This window comes from Roseiconus lacunae (genome assembly GCF_008312935.1).
GTDB classification, from domain to species: Bacteria; Planctomycetota; Planctomycetia; order Pirellulales; family Pirellulaceae; genus Stieleria; species Stieleria lacunae.
Map to the genome: position 1 here is coordinate 241641 of NZ_VSZO01000001.1, position 16118 is coordinate 257758.

Below are 16118 nucleotides of genomic sequence, written 5' to 3' on the forward strand. Positions count from 1 at the left end.
CATGCTTGTCGAACAGATCACATACGGGTCGGCAAATCGTAGCCGAATGAAAGGCTACCAGGTGATTGGGCAATCGCCTGGAATCGATGCGTCGATGTCGGCGGCGTTTTGCAAGCTAGCACCGTCGCATAACTCGATCGAGACATTGCCCCGGTGTGACCTTCAAGACGCCTGGGGACTGAGTTTTTTTACGCTATCGGAAACACATTATGTGGTCGCACGGAGCGTTCATGGGGCGCCCGAGTACAGCGGTCGTGGAGGGTTTTCGGTTGTCACCAGCGCACTCGTCGCGACTGGCCGTCAGTTGGTTCAGTACGGGTATCACGCGATCGATTTCGCGCGCACCGCACTTGCGCTCGGACACTTGATTCTTCCGGCGGATGATCAGCACCAACTACCGCAGTCCGAGATGACCGACAAGCCAATTTCGTTGCCACTACCGGAAAGCGACTTCTGCGACAGCACTCCGGCCGTTTTACCCAATCACGCCGTCAACTGGATTGCCCGCGAAACGGTCAGCCTCCTTCGCGACCGTCACAAGGTCATGATCGTTGGTGACTGTGATGCGCTTCCAATTTTGACGCTCGTTTTCGATCAGCTTAATCCTAGCGAACGCAGTACGACCAGCTTTGCGTGCGGTTTAAAACAATCCGGTCAGCGCGACTTCCGTGTGCAATTCACTCACGAAACAATGACACCGAAACTCAAAGCAGAGTTAGATCGAGCCGGTTTCGTCTCCATCGACATCGCTTCGGTTTTGGTCGAGACGCGATAGGCATTGTTTCTTTCAATTTCAGCATTGACCGAAGGAAGTTAGGCTAAGGTTTTCGATCGATAACCAATGCAAACATCCGGCGACTGAAGACTCGCACGCGAATTTTCAAGTCGAACAATTCGCTAGTCGCCCGGAGTTGCTGGAGTCTTTCGCGATGGTACTAGCGCAAGCGATGCGATCATGATCACCGCCGGCATGATCGGAGAACGCATTCGCATGTTACTCCAATACACCGCATGAACTGCGGTCAGTGTCAGCGCCAAAAGCCAGATCGCCGCGAACGGTGCTGCGAATAAGTTTCTGCGGTGCCTGTAAAACGCGATTAAGATCGCGCCCCAGATCCCAAGGTAAAATAACATCACCAACACGACCGCCGCGGCGGATCGATCATCAATCTGGTGAGGCATCGGGCTCCACAATCGCCCCACGCGAACGAACGCGGACCAGACAAATGTTGTGGGGCGACGTTTGATCGTTGCGACCGCCGATAGATAGGCGAGGCGGTCATCTTCGTACTCGGTCACAGACGCCGTTTGCGCCGTCTTGTCGTTCCAATCGCGATTCCAAAACGATGCGTTCGTAGGGTCCCCTTCGAAGCGGTGTGCATAAGAGGCAAAGAATTCGCTCGCATCCCACGCGTCCCCGATCGCGCCTTGTTCTAAGTAGTCATAAAAAGACTCGTTATTGCCTAGCAGCAACGTGTATCCGCCATGTGTGGTTGCCCAAACCGGATGCCCGATGACCGCTTGATTTCGGATCGTCCAGCAGACTACCGCAACCAAAACAGGGAACCCAATGGCAAGAGAAATCAGAAACGGGGAACGGCTACGATGAAGCCACAGCGTTGTCAAAGCGAGCAGGGCTGCCCATACCAAAAACGTTGGCCGACAAAGATAAGCAACTGCGAGGCAGAGTCCCACTCCGAAACCAATGCGAGTCGACTGCGAAACCGACCGAACGGAGTCATACCACCGGTACCAACAATAAATGACCACCGTTGAGATCGCTGTCGCGAGCGTCTCGGTCATCACTTCACTGGATTGGTTCAACAACAACGGGTCGATGGTGACCAATCCCGCGACAAACGCGGCGATCCAGCGGCACCGACGGGATCGATCGCCGGTGAGACGCGAGATCACTCGTCGAGTCAAATCGAACACGCAAACCACGGTGACAAGGGCGAGGCAGACATGGATGCTCCCGATCCCAAGAAACGAGAGTTGCCCGTCGGTGATCGTCCAAGACAGTAGCCAGGGGTAGAGCGGAGGGCGGAATGCGATCGCCCGAGGAACCCCTTCGGCCGAGGTCAAACCAAAAACACCATGTTGAGCGATCGTCGATGCGATCGCCGAATAGGCATCCAAATCGGCGGCGAACGCATTTTCACGGGTAACCAAGACTCCCGTTCGAACCACAACGCAGACGAGCAAAACCAGCAGGATCGGTCGTATCAACGATTGGGGGGACAAAGTGAGACCGCGGTTAAAAAACTGAGGAAGGCGTGTTTTGCGGGCGATTTTTCGCGTTGCTAAAGTGAAACAATGGGCAGGTTGACGGCTGTTGCCGTTCCCACGTAGCATCGACACGATGCAGACCTTGATCCGATACGCAATTCGGGGCCGATTCGTTCTATCCGTCATTGGCCTTCTTCTCCTGGTCGTCGCTTATCCTGCCTCGGCACGATTGCAGACGGACCAGAGCGTTCAGGCGTTGTTCGGCGATGAAGACCCGACGATCCGCCAATATCATCAACTAAAACGGTGGTTTGGCAACGATGAAATTCTGGTGTTGGTGTACCGCGACGGCAAGCTTGATAGCACCGAAGGCATCGAGCGTAGCCGTCGCTTGACCGAACGAATCCAAACTCTATCGGGAGTCTCGGCCGTTCTATCACCTTGGGTACTGAACCAAGCGATCGAAGGAATCAGCAACATCCAACTTCCGTTCGGTCTCGGATCCACCGACTCCGGTTCACTTCCGCGATTGATGCAAGCCGGCGACCCAATCGGAAGTGGCTTGAACGACATCTTCACAGGCTACACCCATTCGGCCAACTACTCACACGCCGCGGTCGTGGTGATGATTGACGAAAGCGAAGTTTCTGAAGCGGTCGCGGAGATCCGGAAAGTTAGCCGGCAGTGGGAGCAAGAACCCGATGTTTCTCAAGTCGCCTTGATCGGTGAGCCAGTCTTGGTAAACCAAGCCTTTTCGCTCGTGGAGCGTGATGGCAATCGGCTCGCCATGACTACCATCGTCTTGTTGTCGATGGTGCTGATCGTCTCGCTACTCGATCTGCGTCTGGTCGTCTTACTATCTCTGATCATCGGTTGGACGATCGTAATGACGAAAGCAACGATGTATTGGATCGGGATTGAATTGTCCTTGATTGCGTCAATCTTGACCGCCATTGTCACCGTGATTGCGGTAACCGCAGTCTTGCACCTTGGTGTGCGGTACCAAGGCCGACGGCGACGGGGGCTCACACAGCAAGAAGCAACATTCAGTGTGATGTCGGTGATGGGGTGGCCGATCTTTTGGACGTGCATGACCGATGCGGCTGGTTTCGCCGCATTGTGGTTCTCCGAAATCCTACCGGTCCGCCAGTTCGGGTTGATGGTGGCGCTCGCTTCGGTATCGGTGTTCGTTGCGATCCTGCTGTTTTCGCCGCTTTGTTTTTTGATCCCGGAACTTGCGCTCGGTAGCGGCCGATTTTCGCATCATCAAAGCCTGACGCGATGGATGCGGCGAGTTTGCTTTCGACTATCTAGTTGGTTCGTGCGGCACCGTTGGCTGACCACTGCGATAACACTCGGGCTGATCGCCGGAACCGTATTTGTGGTCGCCGACGCTGAAACGGAAACAAGCTTTCTGAGCAACTTTCGCGATGATAGCGCGATCGTCAATGACTATGGAATCGTCGAAAACAACTTAGGGGGGGCTGGCGTTTGGGACCTGGTTGTCGAAGTCGATCATCCGATTACAAGCGAGCAACTTGCCAAGGTTCGCACGCTCGAACAAGAGCTACTCGATCAACTCGGTCCCATCGGTCTTAGTAAAGCGATCAGTATCGCCGACGCGACGGAGGTCATCGGACGGTCGGCGACGGGAAAGTGGTTGCCGGCTGCGCTGCGAATCGAAGCCATGCGTACCCGACTGCCTTCCTTCATCGATGCGTTAGTGTCCGAACCGCTAGCAGATCAACCCGACCGACAGAAACTGCGTGTGATGCTACGCAGCCCCGAAGGTCTTCCGGCCGATCAAAAACGAGAGTTGATGTCGCGCACGTTATCGATGGCTCAATTGCATGTCGGGCGCTGGGGCGGCGCAGCCGACGATGTCGCGGTCAGTGGTTACTACGTCATCATGACTCGACTGGTCGATCAACTTGTCAAGGATCAATGGAAGTGCTTCATCGCGGCGGCGGGATTGATTTGGCTGTTGATGAGCATCGCAACCCAAAGTCTTCGTCGTGCGACGGCGGCACTCGTCCCGAATCTGTTGCCCGCATTTCTTGTGCTGGCTACCGTTTCGCTCGGAGGAGGCACAATCAACATGGGGGCGGCTATGATCGCGGCCGTTTCGGTCGGCTTGTCGATCGACGGATCGGTCCACCTGCTAATGGTCTATCGGCGTCGGCGCGACGTGGGCCGTAACGCGACCGAGTCAGCCGTTTCGGCGGCTGGCAATATCGGTGCGCCGGTACTGCTGGCGACCCTCGCGTTGGTCGCCGGATTTAGTGTCCTGGCGACAAGCGAGTTTGTCCCGACTGCAACGTTTGGGACGTTGGTCGCGTGGACACTGATCATCGGGACTTTGATCAATCTAAGTGTTCTGCCTGCTTTGGTCACAATCGGCGACAAATGACCGGCCCCGCCGGCGTGCGGATGTGACCTAGACGCACGGGGCGGTCTGACCTCCCTCAATGACCGCGGATTTCCTCCATCTGCGTTTTTGCGAAAGCTACTTTCTCGTGGACACTCTAATTTATCCAGGGAATCATGGACAAAGCATTCGTCGGACGGCAGCCCATCTTCACGCCAGCGCAAGAAGTTTACGGCTACGAATTACTATTTCGCTCGAGCGAAACCTCGGCGGCAGACTTCCGTGACGGCGATCATGCGACTGCGACAGTCCTGATGAGCGCCTTCACAGACATCGGATTACAGACGCTCGTTAACGACAAACGAGCGTTTATTAACACGACTCGCAACCTGTTAGTCGACGGGACTCTCAGCTGCCTTCCACAGGACCGGATGGTATTGGAAGTCCTTGAAGACGTTGATCCTGAACCGGAGATCCTCCACGCCCTACGTGAATTGCGTGAGACCGGCTACACGATCGCCCTCGATGACTTTGTCTATCGACCCGAATTAGAACCACTGGTGGAGCTGGCAGACTTGATCAAGATCGAGTTTCCGGCGATCGCCAATGAAGACCTTGCAGAGCACGTCAGTCGGCTTCGTGAGCACGGTGTAAAAACCATCCTCGCCGAAAAAGTTGAGACCCAAGAAGACTTCGAGCTTTGCCGGGATATTGGTTGTGACCTTTTCCAAGGTTACTTTTTTAGCAAACCCCAAGTGATCAGCCGAGGCAAAATGCAATCGAACGTTGCGGCGGTCATTCGGCTGGTTTCGGAGCTGCAAGACCCCAACATCACACCGACCGACGTCGAAGCAATCATCCAGATGGATGCGAACCTATCGTATCGTCTATTGCGATTTGTCAATTCGGCTGCAGCAGGCACGACACGTAAGATCGGATCGTTGCGGCAAGCGACGGCACTGATGGGCATTCATCGCTTGCGATCACTCGCGTCCATGCTGATCCTTACGGGGCTAGACGAAAAGAAGCCCAAAGAGTTGATCAATCTTGCGATGACGCGAGCCAAAACTTGTGAGCTGCTCGCTAATTCATCGGACAGCGCTCACCCCGAACGGTTTTACACCGTCGGGCTTTTCTCGGTCCTCGATGCGATGTTAGATCAGCCGATGGAGGATGTCTTGGAATCGCTTCCTTTGGAAACTGAAATCAACGACGCTTTGCTCGACCAGTCAGGACCGATGGGCGAAATTTTGCGTAGTGTGCTGAACTATGAAACCGGCACGGCCAGCCAATCAACCATTGGCTTTACGACCGTCGCCGACGCCTACCAACAGTCCCTGCAATGGCTTTCCGAGAGCGGGCAAACGCTTTAGGGAACGATCGGCAAACCGAACGCGCGTGTGTGTATCCGCGTCGGGCCTCTACTACTAAATTCGGCCAAGATCAAACCCCACGACAAGCGCGGTGAGTTCTCTCGCAGGAGCCTGTCGATGGATAGTTGACGCCCGGTACGAAATGCCACGCCGGAAAAGAAGCGTCATACGCTTCGACTTGCAACCTCTCGGCGGCCGGGTCTGAAATCGAAAGCAGTTCCTTCGAGACAGAAAACTTCGTCTCAGCACGCTACCGCTGCGACTGGGAATCTCGCTCATTGGCTTCGATGCCCATGCCCCAGCTTTCGACTTTTCGTTTCCAGTCTTTCACCAATGCGCTTGCCAGGAAAGCTGCGTTCGATGCGTAGCGGGGAACCAAACGCTGTGGATCGCTACACATACGATAGGCCCATTCCGCACCAACCTTCTGCCATACCTTTGGGGCACGTCGAGCGGTCCCGGCGACAAAATCAAACGATGCGCCGAGCTGAATACTGACTGGCACTCCCAATCGTTTGTAGTGCTGGTGGATCCAGCGTTCGCCTTTGGGTTGACCGAAAGCCACCAGTAAAATCTGTGCCTTTGACTCGCGAATACGTCGGTCCTGTGCCGTTTGTTCCTCAGGAGAGAGTTGGCGGAATGGAGGCGACTCGATTCCGGAGATCACCATCCCAGGGTAGTCACGTTTGAGACGCTTCGCGCACGACTCTGCCACGCCTTGCTCGCCACCAAGAAAGTAGATTCCCCAACGATGATGACTGGCTACCTGGGCGAGCTTATAAATCATTTCGCTACCGGCGACACGTTCCGGTAGCGGTTGGTCACCAAGCTGGCTGCGCCACACAATCGGTTGCCCGTCTGCGAGAATTAGGTCAGCTTCCTCGGTAATCGTCGGGACGTCAGATTCTTGCGCATGCAGCATGACGTAGTTCAAGTTTGCGGTGATCACATAGCTGGGGACTCCGCGTCGAATCAGGGCCTCGACTCGCTCGACCGCTTCATCGAGGGTTACTCGATCGAAAGGAACCTCCCAGACCGTTGAGCGTGGCAACGCGGGAAGTGGTTGAGCGGTCACGGGCGGCAGTTGCTTTGGAACAACAACGGGAGTGACCGGGGCGGCGCTCGGAAACGAGCCTGTCGGCTGAACAGACATAGCAAGCTGTGTGCAATGATCAAGGGAAAGGAAGACGATCCGCCTTGCCGAAGCGCAAGGAACGCAAAACTCTAGGTCCCCTGTTCGTGTCTTCGGCGAACCCGCTAAAGTTGATGTCTGTGCCGTCTCCGTATTGGCCGCGTTCTAACGACTTTTTCGACTGTATCGACTTCGCATGCCTGCTTCCCAATCCCAGACCCCGATCACCATTGTTATCACGCTGGAGGCCCTTTCGACGGCACCTTTGGGGTGCTACGGGGGCTCCATAGGCGAGACGCCTACGATCGACGATCTGGCCGCAAGAGGGGTCGTGTTCGATCGTTGGACAAGTCCGGTCGATAAGCCTGCCGGCCTAATCCGACGATGGTTAGGCGAATGTAAAGAGTTGCTCGAAACAGAAGCGGCCGAATCGATTTGGGTGACCGACGATCCGTTACTAAATGAAACAGACTACGATCCGATCTTCGGTGAATGCTGGATGTTGCAATCCAGAGTCGGCGGTCCGATCGTCGCCGGACTCGATCGCACCCGTCTGGCACATAGTTTTTTTGAACTGATGGATCGTATCGGTCCCGACACCACGCTTGCGTGGCTACATTCGGCCGCGTTGCGAGAGTGCTGGGATTGGGTCGAAGTTCCCTTGCCGGATCCCGACGAAAACGACGACACACCTCATGAGGAGTTTGTCGGCGACGAACCCGAAACGCCAGTCGAACCGCTGCAGCTACCCGACAATGCCGACGTTCCACACCTTCATTTGGACGGCGAACAACATCCAGACTTACTGTTTTCATGGATGCAGCGTTATTCCAACCAGGTATTTGTGCTCGACACGATGATGGACGCGTTGATGCAGTTCCTGGGGGAGCGTCCCTTCACGTTGATCATTGCCGGTACAAGCGGATTTTCATTCGGTGACAATCAGTGGATCGGTCATCGTGCCGGTCCACTTCGTAGCGGCGATCTTCGACTTCCGCTGATCGTTTCGTCGGACGCGCCACTGCGAGTGCCCTCGTTGACGTCCGCAGATCAGTTTCCCAACGTGTTGCGTGCGGCGATCGAACGACAGGCCTGCATGACACCAGCGACTTGGGTTCACCGCGACGAAGAATTTAAACCGCTGATCGAAACCGAATCTGATCGTGCCAGGCGTGTGGTGACGACATCCTCTTGGTTTCTAGTCAACGAAACCGAAGACGTCACCGATGCAAAACTCTTCTTAAAGCCTGACGATGTAAATGACATTAACGATGTCGCGCGGCTCAAACCCGACGTGGTAGATCGTTTAACCACCGGATCAACGATCTGAAAACTCGGACGACGCCTATCGGCGTCAGGTGCCTTACCGTACTGTTCGTAGCAGCTAAACGTTCTCGTGAACGTACACGTCGTGGTCGTGCCAGACATCGCCGACTTTTTCGGCGTGACGACACGTGCCCCGATGCATAAAACCTAAACGTTGGGCAACCGAACGGCTACGTTCGTTCTCCGTCGAGCAACGGATTTCGATTCTGCCAAGGGAATAACATTCGCGACCAGCGTTCACCAGATCTTGTACCACTCGTGTCATGATCCCATTGCCGGTGTGCCCTTGGTCGAGCCAGTATCCCAAGCAGCCAACCCGATTGGCTTGGTCAATCGAATGGTATCCCGCAACACCGACCAACAACCCGTCAAAGTAAATCATCGTGGTCAAAGCTTGACCTTTTCCAAACCGATCAAGTTGGATCGAAAGGAAGGTTCGCGAATCGTCTGGGCCGCGAGTGGCATCAATCCAGCCGAGCCAAGGCCGAAGAAAATCGCGATTCCTGTCCGTTAGTTCAAACAGTTGATCGGCATGAAAAGGCATCGCCAGTTGTAGGCGAATCTGTTCATCCACGTCTCGATGAAACATGACGCGTTCCGAAGAAAGGACGTCGACAGTGGACCAATCGATCAATCAAGTTTGGCCACGAGTCGACGGAGTTGAGGCAGAAACAATCGCAGCGCGCGACTGCGGTGACTGAGGGCACGCTTGACCGTTAAGTCTAACTCGGCGAACGTCTTGTGGTACTCCATGATTTCAAACAGCGGGTCGTATCCAAATCCGCCCACCCCCGATGCGCTGGTCCGTATACGACCGGCGCAGGTCCCACCGGCGGTGATCTGTACGATACCATCGGGATCGGAAAGACAGATTTCGCAGTGGTACCGGGCGGTACGTTTTTCGCCCGGAACGCCATCGAGTTCAGAGAGAAGTTTACGGTTGTTCGCTTCGTCGTCTCCATGCGTTCCCGCATACCGCGCCGAGTAGACTCCCGGTTCGCCATTGAGTGCGTCGACGGATAAACCGCTGTCTTCGGCCAGAACCCATCGCCCCAGATGCTTCGCTTGCTCGGTTGCTTTGAGCGCGGCATTTTCTTTGAATGTCGTCCCGGTTTCATCGACGTCAATCGAACCGGGGATTTCTGCGAGCGACTGTAGCGAGTAGTGCTCTTCGGGAAGCATCAACCTGAGTTCGATCAGCTTCTTTTGATTGTTGGTCCCCAGCACCAAGTCGAACATCGGGTGAACCTTCGAGTAAAAATTCGGAATCAGATTGGCCCAGAGCTATGCACTGGACCTCTGGTGCAATCGAAAGCTCCGGCTTCGGTTGCGTTGCAACACCCATCCTGGGTGCACTAAGACGCGTCGACGTTTTTGGCCAATGCGTAAATCTCGGTCGCATTGAGAACCTTGTCGTTTGATTCAAACAACGATCGAATGGCGGCTTTGTGGGTCTTCATTTTCAAGCCGCCTACGCCGATCGCACCATAACCAACGGCATCATCGGATCCGCCTTCGATTGCTTTCGCTTTATCGAATGCCTCGATACCCTCAATTCCCGCCGGGGGAACGGCGTTTAAGTCGATCGCGACAGATAGCTTAGACGCGTTTGACAAGTTTGCTTTAGAGGCCAATTGAACGCCGGCGGCACCGCAAGCGATCACAACTTGTGCATCGGAAAGAATGCGTTCGATGGCTTCGTCGGAGTCGGCTGCCGCAGGAGTCAATTCGCCCGCCTGGTCGATTCCGTCGAGTTGCTGCGAGATTCGTTCACAAACCAATCGAGCGCGGTCGACCGATCGGCTTGTCAGTGTGACGGCTGCACCGTCGCCGGCAAGCAACCGTGCGACGCGTTGACCGACCGGCCCCGTACCGCCAAGCACCACTGCGTTTGCCGATGCGAGGTTGAGGTGCCGTCCGGCACAAACGACTGCTGCCGCCGCAGTCGTATTGCATCCGTTGGCGTCCATCATGACCGACACCCGTACCGGTCCGAAGAATGTGTCGGTGACGCCACGAAGCAATTCCTCAGCTATCGAGACATCCGATCCGCCAATAAAGATAGCGGTCTCTTTCAGGTCGTCGCCGCCGCGCGTGAACATCGTACCGTGAACGAGAGACTCGACATTGGCTGGCTGAACGTTAGCAACAGGTACCAAGTGATCGATGTCCGAATCAATCGCGACGACAGAATCAAAGGAGCTGATGTGGGGATCGCTATCGAGTTGAAACAGAATGCGTTTGGTCATGCGTAGTATCGAATCGTCGGTTTGAACATCAATCGCACCAGTTTTTTCTCCGCTCCATCATCAGCCGCAGAGCGTTAGCTCGCGGTTAATTGCTCCTTCGTCAGCCGCAGAGCGATAGCTCGCGGTTAATCGCCACGGTGAGCAACGTCGTTTGAGCCGCGCGCGATCGCGTCGCGGCTGATCATATCAACATCGAACGATGCGACTTAGAAATTGCCCTTGAAGGGGTGTGCCGCCGAATCTTTCTTGGCAACCATTTCTTCCGCGGTGGGCTTGCCGCCGATCGCGTTAGCAACGCTTTGCTTGACCGCTTCGTAGTTGTAGTTGTAGATCTTTTCGTCGTCGTCGGCTTCGGGGTGAATGAAGACGCCACAAACGCAGACCAAATCTTCGGCTTGATCGGCTGGAATGACACCTTCGGCGACCGAATCGGCGATCGCTTTAGCAACGGCCGCTTGGGCAGGGCCAAACATTTGCACGACTTGTTTCATGCCTTTGAGCGTCACCTTAGTAATCATGACGGTCGAGGGCTTCACAGCAACGTTGGGCTCCAAAACGGCCAGCAAGTTGGTGTGACCTTCGCTTTGCGTCGACAGCGCGTTGGCGAACGCGACACCGACCGGGCCGTCTTTGCTACCGAGCATCAAGTCGATGTGTGCGACTTCGTTGCCATCGCCCACCAGGGCTTCACCAATGTAAAACTTCATTTCAGTGACCTAACTTCAATAGAAACGTCAATCGGAAGACCGGTGGGGATGCACGAATCCGTTACCCCACAAGCGTCCTAGAGAGGATCTTGAACCGTCCGGTTGCGACGCTCGGGGTGGGTCTGGACGGGAGAAAAGCTAACAAACCGACACGCCCATGCAAACACCCCAGGTTGATCGTCGCGCCCCGAAACCCACAGCTGATCGGTCCACCCTAGTTCTGATCGGTCCCTCGGTCCGCGCGGCGGCGGAATCTGCCCGTGCGGCGGGCTATTTGGTGCACGCGATTGATTTCTATGGGGACCGAGAGACGCTCGCCGCCAGCCATCGCTGGACCAATCTAGAAGATTTTCGCCGACAATTGCGTCTGTCCAAAAACGGGTCCGATTCTGGAGGCGATCGATCTTCTGGGGAGCCTGAATTGTGCGAAAACAGGCCTTTGTGTGAAAACAGGCCAAATGATGGATTGGTGAAGCTGCTTCCGGTTGCGACGAGTTTCTGCGTGGTGGGCGGTTTTGCAGACGGCTACGATTGGCTCGAGCCGCTAGAACCCCAGATTTCCAGTGCTTACGGTTCGGCGGCTCTCGCCGAAGTCTTCGCCGCCTCGACCGATCCAATCTTGCTCTCTGCGATAGCCGCCGAAGCCGGTGTGGAATTTCCAAATTTTCGCCAACAAGGGCGTGTTCCTCACCGATGGCTGCTTAAAAAACGGACGAGTAGCGGCGGCCTGGGTGTCAGCGTGGCAGCCGATGATGGCCGAATCGCCGAGGACTCCTTTGCCCAACAACGGGTTTGTGGCCCGGTATTTGGGGCCACGCTGGTCACCGAAGGAGGCCGAGTCTCGTTGCTGGGGGTTTGTCGTTTGTTGAAAAAGCGTTTGACGGGCCGGCCGTTTGTCTTCGCCGGGGCTATCGGGCCATTAAAGATTGCCAAAGACGTTTCCGATGCGGTGATCCGTTTAGCCGATTGCTGGTTGCGGCGATTCAGAATGACAGGCCCCCTGAATATCGACTTCATCATCGATCCGCGCACCGGGCGAATTTGGCTACTGGAAATCAATCCGCGATACAGTGCGACGATGGAATTAATCGAGCGAGCCGAGAACGATGGCGACGGTCCAATGCTGTCTCTGTTGGGCGATCCCGCTTTGGTGCTAGGGCAGCAGCGATCGAGCGAACGCCCCGTCTTTGTCAAACGAACACTTTTCGCCCGCCACGACCAAAGCATTTCGGCCGAGCAATTCGAAGCCGACGTCGGATCAACGAAACTAAAAGATTTTTGCTGGAAAGACACGCCGGCCCAGTCGGCAATGATCCCGGCCGGGGCGCCGATCGCGACGATGATCTATCGTTTCGAAGCCGACCGTTGGAAGCGTGATCATCGCGTCAGGACATTGCCTTGACTTCTTCGTTGGAAAACGACGGAAAGTACTCTTCGACCACCCGGTGGAATTCCTCAGCCGTGTTGACACGGGCGACGTTGGTCCGGAAGTAGCGTGCACCGTGTTTGCCTTGGGCGTAGCAACAAGCGTATTTGCGCATCAGCACCGTCCCCTTTTCTTCTCCGAACCGATCGACAACCAATTGGTAGTGTCGCAACATGCAATCACGCTGCTCGGCCAACGTCGGATCCGGCGGAACCGGATCGCCACGAAGAGCCGCCGCGGCTTGCGAAAACAACCAAGGCCTGCCCAAGCAAGCGCGTGCGATCATAACGCCATCGACGTCATAAGTTTTAAACGCATGAACGACCTTCTCGGCCGAATCGAGATCACCGTTTCCGATCAGAGGAATGTTCTTCAGGTGCCCTTTGATCTCGCTGATGCGATCCCAATCGGCATGCCCCCGAAACATGTCCTTGGCGGTCCGGCCATGAACGGTCAAGGCTGCGGCGCCAGCTTCCTCGACGACTTTGGCAACATCGTTGCAGTTAATCGATTCGGGGCTGCATCCGAGTCGGATTTTGGCGGTCACCGGAGTCGGCGAACAAGCTTCAACCAACTTTGAAATGATCTCGAACATCCGCTGTGGGGTTCGCAGCAGGTAACTTCCGCTATGAGCTTTCTCAGTCACCTGGCGAACTGGGCATCCGAAGTTAATGTCGACAACGCTCACACGGTATTCCTCGACCAAACGCCGGCCGACCTTTGCCATTGTTTGCGGATCATTGTCCCAAATCTGAACCGCCAGCGGACGTGCTTCTTCGGCCACCCCCCAAAGTCGGTCGGGGTGCTCCTCCGCATGTTCGTCCATCCAAGCGAAGCCGCGGGCATTGACCATCTCGGTCGCGATTAGCCCGGATCCGCCATAATCACGCACCATTTGGCGAAACGCCGCATTGGTGAAACCTGCCATCGGGGCCTGCAAGATGGGCGGGTCGATGACGAGGTCACCGATTTTGAAAGGCGGAGGCGGAAAGGGTCGAGACATAACGCGAATGTTTTTCGTTGTGAATGTTTCGGCACACTCTAAAACGACACCCTCAATCTGGCAATGTTCGAAGCCAACGGGATGTCGGAAAATGGCAGGCGTTTACCGCGTCGGGGATAAATCACGAGGATGTTTTTCCCTACTCGCCGAGTCGCCGAGTCGTTCGACGGGAAACTTGTCTTGTCACGCCACCCGCATTTTTCCTATACCGCCAAGTCGAGGAATTCTATCTCGATGACCAGTAGGAATGTTCATGTTGTTGGCACAATCAGAAACCGTTGGAACACCAATCGACGAGTGGATGGAGAACCTGTGGTCGGGTTCTTCGCATTGGATTTCGTCCGGCATGATCACCAACATCGTCTACGCGGCGATGGGACTGGTGGCGATCTTCTGTGGGTACTTTATCGCTCGATACTTGTCCCGGGTGATTAGCAATCCGATTTGCCGACGTGTTGATGAAACGCTGGGGCGATTTGTCGGCAACGCGATCTTCTACAGCGTGATGCTTGGCTTGCTTACGATGGTTGCAAGTACGCTGGGCGTCGAACTGGGCGGATTGACTGCCGTCCTGGCCGCCACCGGTTTTGCGATCGGTTTGGCCTTCCAAGGTACGCTCAGCAATTTTGCTTCCGGCGTGTTGATGATCGTCTTCCGCCCCTTCAAAGTCGGTGACGTGGTTAACATCGCCGGCGTCATGGGCAAAGTGAACGAAATCGATTTGTTTACAACAACGCTCGATACTCCCGACAACCGACGTCTGATCATTCCGAACAGTTCGATCAGTGGCAGCACGATCGAAAACATCAGCTTTCACCCACACCGCCGAATCGAAGTGCTCGTTGGCGTTGACTACAAATCTGACATCGATGCGACGCGTCAGACGTTGCAAGAAGCACTCGATCGATTTGCCTCCGAAACGATTCATGGTGATGGCCGCGGGACCGCCGTGGTTTTGGCCAACCTAGGTGACAGCGCGGTGCAATGGAAAGTTCGCATGTGGGTTCCCAGCAGTGACTTTTGGCGACTGCAAGAATCGCTGACCTCGGAGATTAAACGCCGCTTGGACCGCTCGGGAATTGGGATTCCGTTCCCACAAATGGATGTGCACCTGCACCGTATCGATTCCTCTGACGAAGAGGTTCCGACGCGTCCTCGGATTCGCCCGGCACGTCGGGCATCAACCTCCACTGATGGAATGACCTACGTCGGCTGATCCTAAACTTGAACTGGAACAAAGCACGCATGTTTCGCTTCAGACTAAGACTTTCCGTTCGGGCGATCGCCGGAACAAGGTCCCTGTGAATCGGAGCTACAACATTGATGGATCCGACCTGTCGTCTGATTCGACAACTTCACTGCCGGTCCACGCACCATCGGTTTGCCATCGATGCCCTGTCGCATCTTCGAACAGATGCCGGTAAACGCTTGGCGAAGTGGCTATTGCGATATTACCCACACTATTTGCGTGGGGCGGTCGATCCGGACGTGCGTTTTCGCGACTTTCACAATCATCTGGTCCACGTCCGCGATGGCGGATGGGGAGGCGCTCCGAGGGTTGCCCATCAGTGGTATCGGCGACTTCAGAAATCGCTTCGCAAGGAAAATTTTATCAGCGCCGCCCATGCCGCCGGAGTGCTCACGCATTACGTCAGTGACGTTGTCCAGCCGCTGCATACCATCAGCGATCCGCGTGAAGCCATTATCCATCGACCACTCGAGTGGAGTGTGACGAGGAATTACGAACAGATCCTCGCGTGTTGTGATCGCCAACGAATCGAAGTGAATCTGACCTTGGCCGATGATCCGGCTTGGCTGGGATCGATGATGTTGCATGCGGCCCACCGAGCATCGCAGCACGCGGACTTATTGACACAACGATATCGTCTCAAGGACGCCTTCCGGCCCGGCGACTTTGGTCTCGACCAGGATTCGATCGAAATCTTTGCCGAGTTGTTCGCAATCTCGTTGACCCTGATTGCGGCGGTCCTCGATCGGGCTGCCGCCGAGGCGGAATCGTACATCGGATACCCATTGCCCAATTGTCACCCGACGATCGCGCGATGTCATGCTGCCGTCACCGCCCCGATCGGTTTGGTCAAATCGCTTGTCAAAAACGCGTCCGATCGCGGCGCCGTAAAATCGATCGTTCGTGAAAGTCGTTCTGAAGGAAGGTTGACCGAATCGTTGCCGGCTGAAATTGACATCAAGCAACGCGTGATCGAAGTCTATCGTCTCGAACGCCAACTACGGACCATCGCAACCGATCAGCCGGTCGCTCAACGCGCCGCTTGAACACCGCTGG

The 16118-nt window shown here is 55.5% G+C and carries 14 protein-coding genes; 7 read left to right on the forward strand and 7 right to left on the reverse strand.

The window, feature by feature from the left end; translation table 11 throughout:
* Position 1 precedes the first annotated feature (1 nt).
* A complete protein-coding gene (locus FYC48_RS00825) occupies positions 2–775 on the forward strand; it encodes a GAP1-N2 domain-containing protein (protein WP_149494812.1) in 774 nt (257 codons plus the stop codon).
* Positions 776–897: 122 nt separating this feature from the next.
* Here FYC48_RS00825 and FYC48_RS00830 read toward each other — a convergent pair whose 3' ends face one another.
* Positions 898–2229 (reverse strand): hypothetical protein, encoded by a 1332-nt coding sequence (locus FYC48_RS00830; RefSeq protein ID WP_160149253.1) that lies wholly within the window; start codon positions 2227–2229, stop codon positions 898–900.
* Positions 2230–2362: 133 nt separating this feature from the next.
* Between FYC48_RS00830 and FYC48_RS00835 the strand changes: the two genes are divergently transcribed.
* Together FYC48_RS00835 and FYC48_RS00840 are read left to right on the forward strand one after the other, a co-directional pair.
* The gene (locus FYC48_RS00835; protein WP_149494814.1) at positions 2363–4639 is read left to right on the forward strand and encodes an efflux RND transporter permease subunit; all 2277 of its coding nucleotides are present in this window, start codon (positions 2363–2365) and stop codon (positions 4637–4639) included.
* Between the two features lie 134 nt (positions 4640–4773).
* Positions 4774–5970 carry an EAL and HDOD domain-containing protein gene (locus FYC48_RS00840; protein ID WP_149494815.1) on the forward strand — a complete coding sequence of 399 codons (1197 nt, stop codon included), beginning with the start codon at positions 4774–4776 and terminating at the stop codon, positions 5968–5970.
* 250 nt (positions 5971–6220) lie between these two features.
* On the opposite strand, the gene FYC48_RS00845 is transcribed toward FYC48_RS00840, so the two are convergent.
* The gene (locus FYC48_RS00845; protein ID WP_149494816.1) at positions 6221–7123 is read right to left on the reverse strand and encodes a WecB/TagA/CpsF family glycosyltransferase; all 903 of its coding nucleotides are present in this window, start codon (positions 7121–7123) and stop codon (positions 6221–6223) included.
* A gap of 175 nt (positions 7124–7298) precedes the next feature.
* Between FYC48_RS00845 and FYC48_RS00850 the strand changes: the two genes are divergently transcribed.
* Positions 7299–8432 carry an alkaline phosphatase family protein gene (locus FYC48_RS00850; protein WP_149494817.1) on the forward strand — a complete coding sequence of 378 codons (1134 nt, stop codon included), beginning with the start codon at positions 7299–7301 and terminating at the stop codon, positions 8430–8432.
* A 54-nt stretch (positions 8433–8486) separates the two neighbouring features.
* Here the strand turns inward: FYC48_RS00850 and FYC48_RS00855 are convergent, their stop codons facing one another.
* From FYC48_RS00855 to fae, 4 genes are all read right to left on the reverse strand, one after another.
* Positions 8487–9017, reverse strand: coding sequence for a GNAT family N-acetyltransferase (locus FYC48_RS00855; RefSeq protein WP_149494818.1), 531 nt, complete (start codon positions 9015–9017; stop codon positions 8487–8489).
* Positions 9018–9058: 41 nt separating this feature from the next.
* Positions 9059–9667 carry an RdgB/HAM1 family non-canonical purine NTP pyrophosphatase gene (rdgB, locus tag FYC48_RS00860; protein WP_149494819.1) on the reverse strand — a complete coding sequence of 203 codons (609 nt, stop codon included), beginning with the start codon at positions 9665–9667 and terminating at the stop codon, positions 9059–9061.
* 116 nt (positions 9668–9783) lie between these two features.
* A complete protein-coding gene (locus FYC48_RS00865) occupies positions 9784–10677 on the reverse strand; it encodes an NADP-dependent methylenetetrahydromethanopterin/methylenetetrahydrofolate dehydrogenase (RefSeq protein WP_149494820.1) in 894 nt (297 codons plus the stop codon).
* A gap of 206 nt (positions 10678–10883) precedes the next feature.
* Positions 10884–11384, reverse strand: a complete 501-nt coding sequence (fae, locus tag FYC48_RS00870) for a formaldehyde-activating enzyme (protein ID WP_149494821.1) — start codon at positions 11382–11384, stop codon at positions 10884–10886.
* 157 nt (positions 11385–11541) lie between these two features.
* Between fae and FYC48_RS00875 the strand changes: the two genes are divergently transcribed.
* Complete coding sequence (locus FYC48_RS00875; protein WP_149494822.1) at positions 11542–12786, forward strand: ATP-grasp domain-containing protein; 1245 nt, start codon at positions 11542–11544, stop codon at positions 12784–12786.
* Here FYC48_RS00875 and dusB read toward each other — a convergent pair.
* Positions 12770–13813 carry a tRNA dihydrouridine synthase DusB gene (dusB, locus tag FYC48_RS00880; protein WP_149494823.1) on the reverse strand — a complete coding sequence of 348 codons (1044 nt, stop codon included), beginning with the start codon at positions 13811–13813 and terminating at the stop codon, positions 12770–12772. The genes FYC48_RS00875 and dusB overlap by 17 nt on opposite strands.
* Positions 13814–14066: 253 nt before the next feature.
* Here dusB and FYC48_RS00885 point away from each other — a divergent pair, with 253 nt between their 5' ends.
* Both FYC48_RS00885 and FYC48_RS00890 read left to right on the forward strand, forming a co-directional pair.
* Positions 14067–15029: a mechanosensitive ion channel family protein gene (locus tag FYC48_RS00885; RefSeq protein WP_230774157.1), complete on the forward strand. Its 963-nt coding sequence runs from the start codon at positions 14067–14069 to the stop codon at positions 15027–15029.
* Positions 15030–15136: 107 nt separating this feature from the next.
* Positions 15137–16108 carry a zinc dependent phospholipase C family protein gene (locus FYC48_RS00890; RefSeq protein WP_149494825.1) on the forward strand — a complete coding sequence of 324 codons (972 nt, stop codon included), beginning with the start codon at positions 15137–15139 and terminating at the stop codon, positions 16106–16108.
* Positions 16109–16118 lie beyond the last annotated feature (10 nt).

Excerpts from the sequence above, each read along its gene's own strand:
- FYC48_RS00825 (WP_149494812.1), top strand. The coding sequence starts at position 2 with ATGCTTGTCGAACAGATCACATACGGGTCGGCAAATCGTAGCCGAATG.
- FYC48_RS00835 (WP_149494814.1), top strand. The coding sequence starts at position 2,363 with ATGCAGACCTTGATCCGATACGCAATTCGGGGCCGATTCGTTCTATCC.
- FYC48_RS00840 (WP_149494815.1), top strand. The coding sequence starts at position 4,774 with ATGGACAAAGCATTCGTCGGACGGCAGCCCATCTTCACGCCAGCGCAA.
- FYC48_RS00845 (WP_149494816.1), bottom strand. The coding sequence starts at position 7,123 with ATGTCTGTTCAGCCGACAGGCTCGTTTCCGAGCGCCGCCCCGGTCACT.
- FYC48_RS00850 (WP_149494817.1), top strand. The coding sequence starts at position 7,299 with ATGCCTGCTTCCCAATCCCAGACCCCGATCACCATTGTTATCACGCTG.
- FYC48_RS00855 (WP_149494818.1), bottom strand. The coding sequence starts at position 9,017 with ATGTTTCATCGAGACGTGGATGAACAGATTCGCCTACAACTGGCGATG.
- rdgB (WP_149494819.1), bottom strand. The coding sequence starts at position 9,667 with ATGTTCGACTTGGTGCTGGGGACCAACAATCAAAAGAAGCTGATCGAA.
- FYC48_RS00865 (WP_149494820.1), bottom strand. The coding sequence starts at position 10,677 with ATGACCAAACGCATTCTGTTTCAACTCGATAGCGATCCCCACATCAGC.
- fae (WP_149494821.1), bottom strand. The coding sequence starts at position 11,384 with ATGAAGTTTTACATTGGTGAAGCCCTGGTGGGCGATGGCAACGAAGTC.
- FYC48_RS00875 (WP_149494822.1), top strand. The coding sequence starts at position 11,542 with ATGCAAACACCCCAGGTTGATCGTCGCGCCCCGAAACCCACAGCTGAT.
- dusB (WP_149494823.1), bottom strand. The coding sequence starts at position 13,813 with ATGTCTCGACCCTTTCCGCCTCCGCCTTTCAAAATCGGTGACCTCGTC.
- FYC48_RS00885 (WP_230774157.1), top strand. The coding sequence starts at position 14,067 with ATGTTGTTGGCACAATCAGAAACCGTTGGAACACCAATCGACGAGTGG.
- FYC48_RS00890 (WP_149494825.1), top strand. The coding sequence starts at position 15,137 with ATGGATCCGACCTGTCGTCTGATTCGACAACTTCACTGCCGGTCCACG.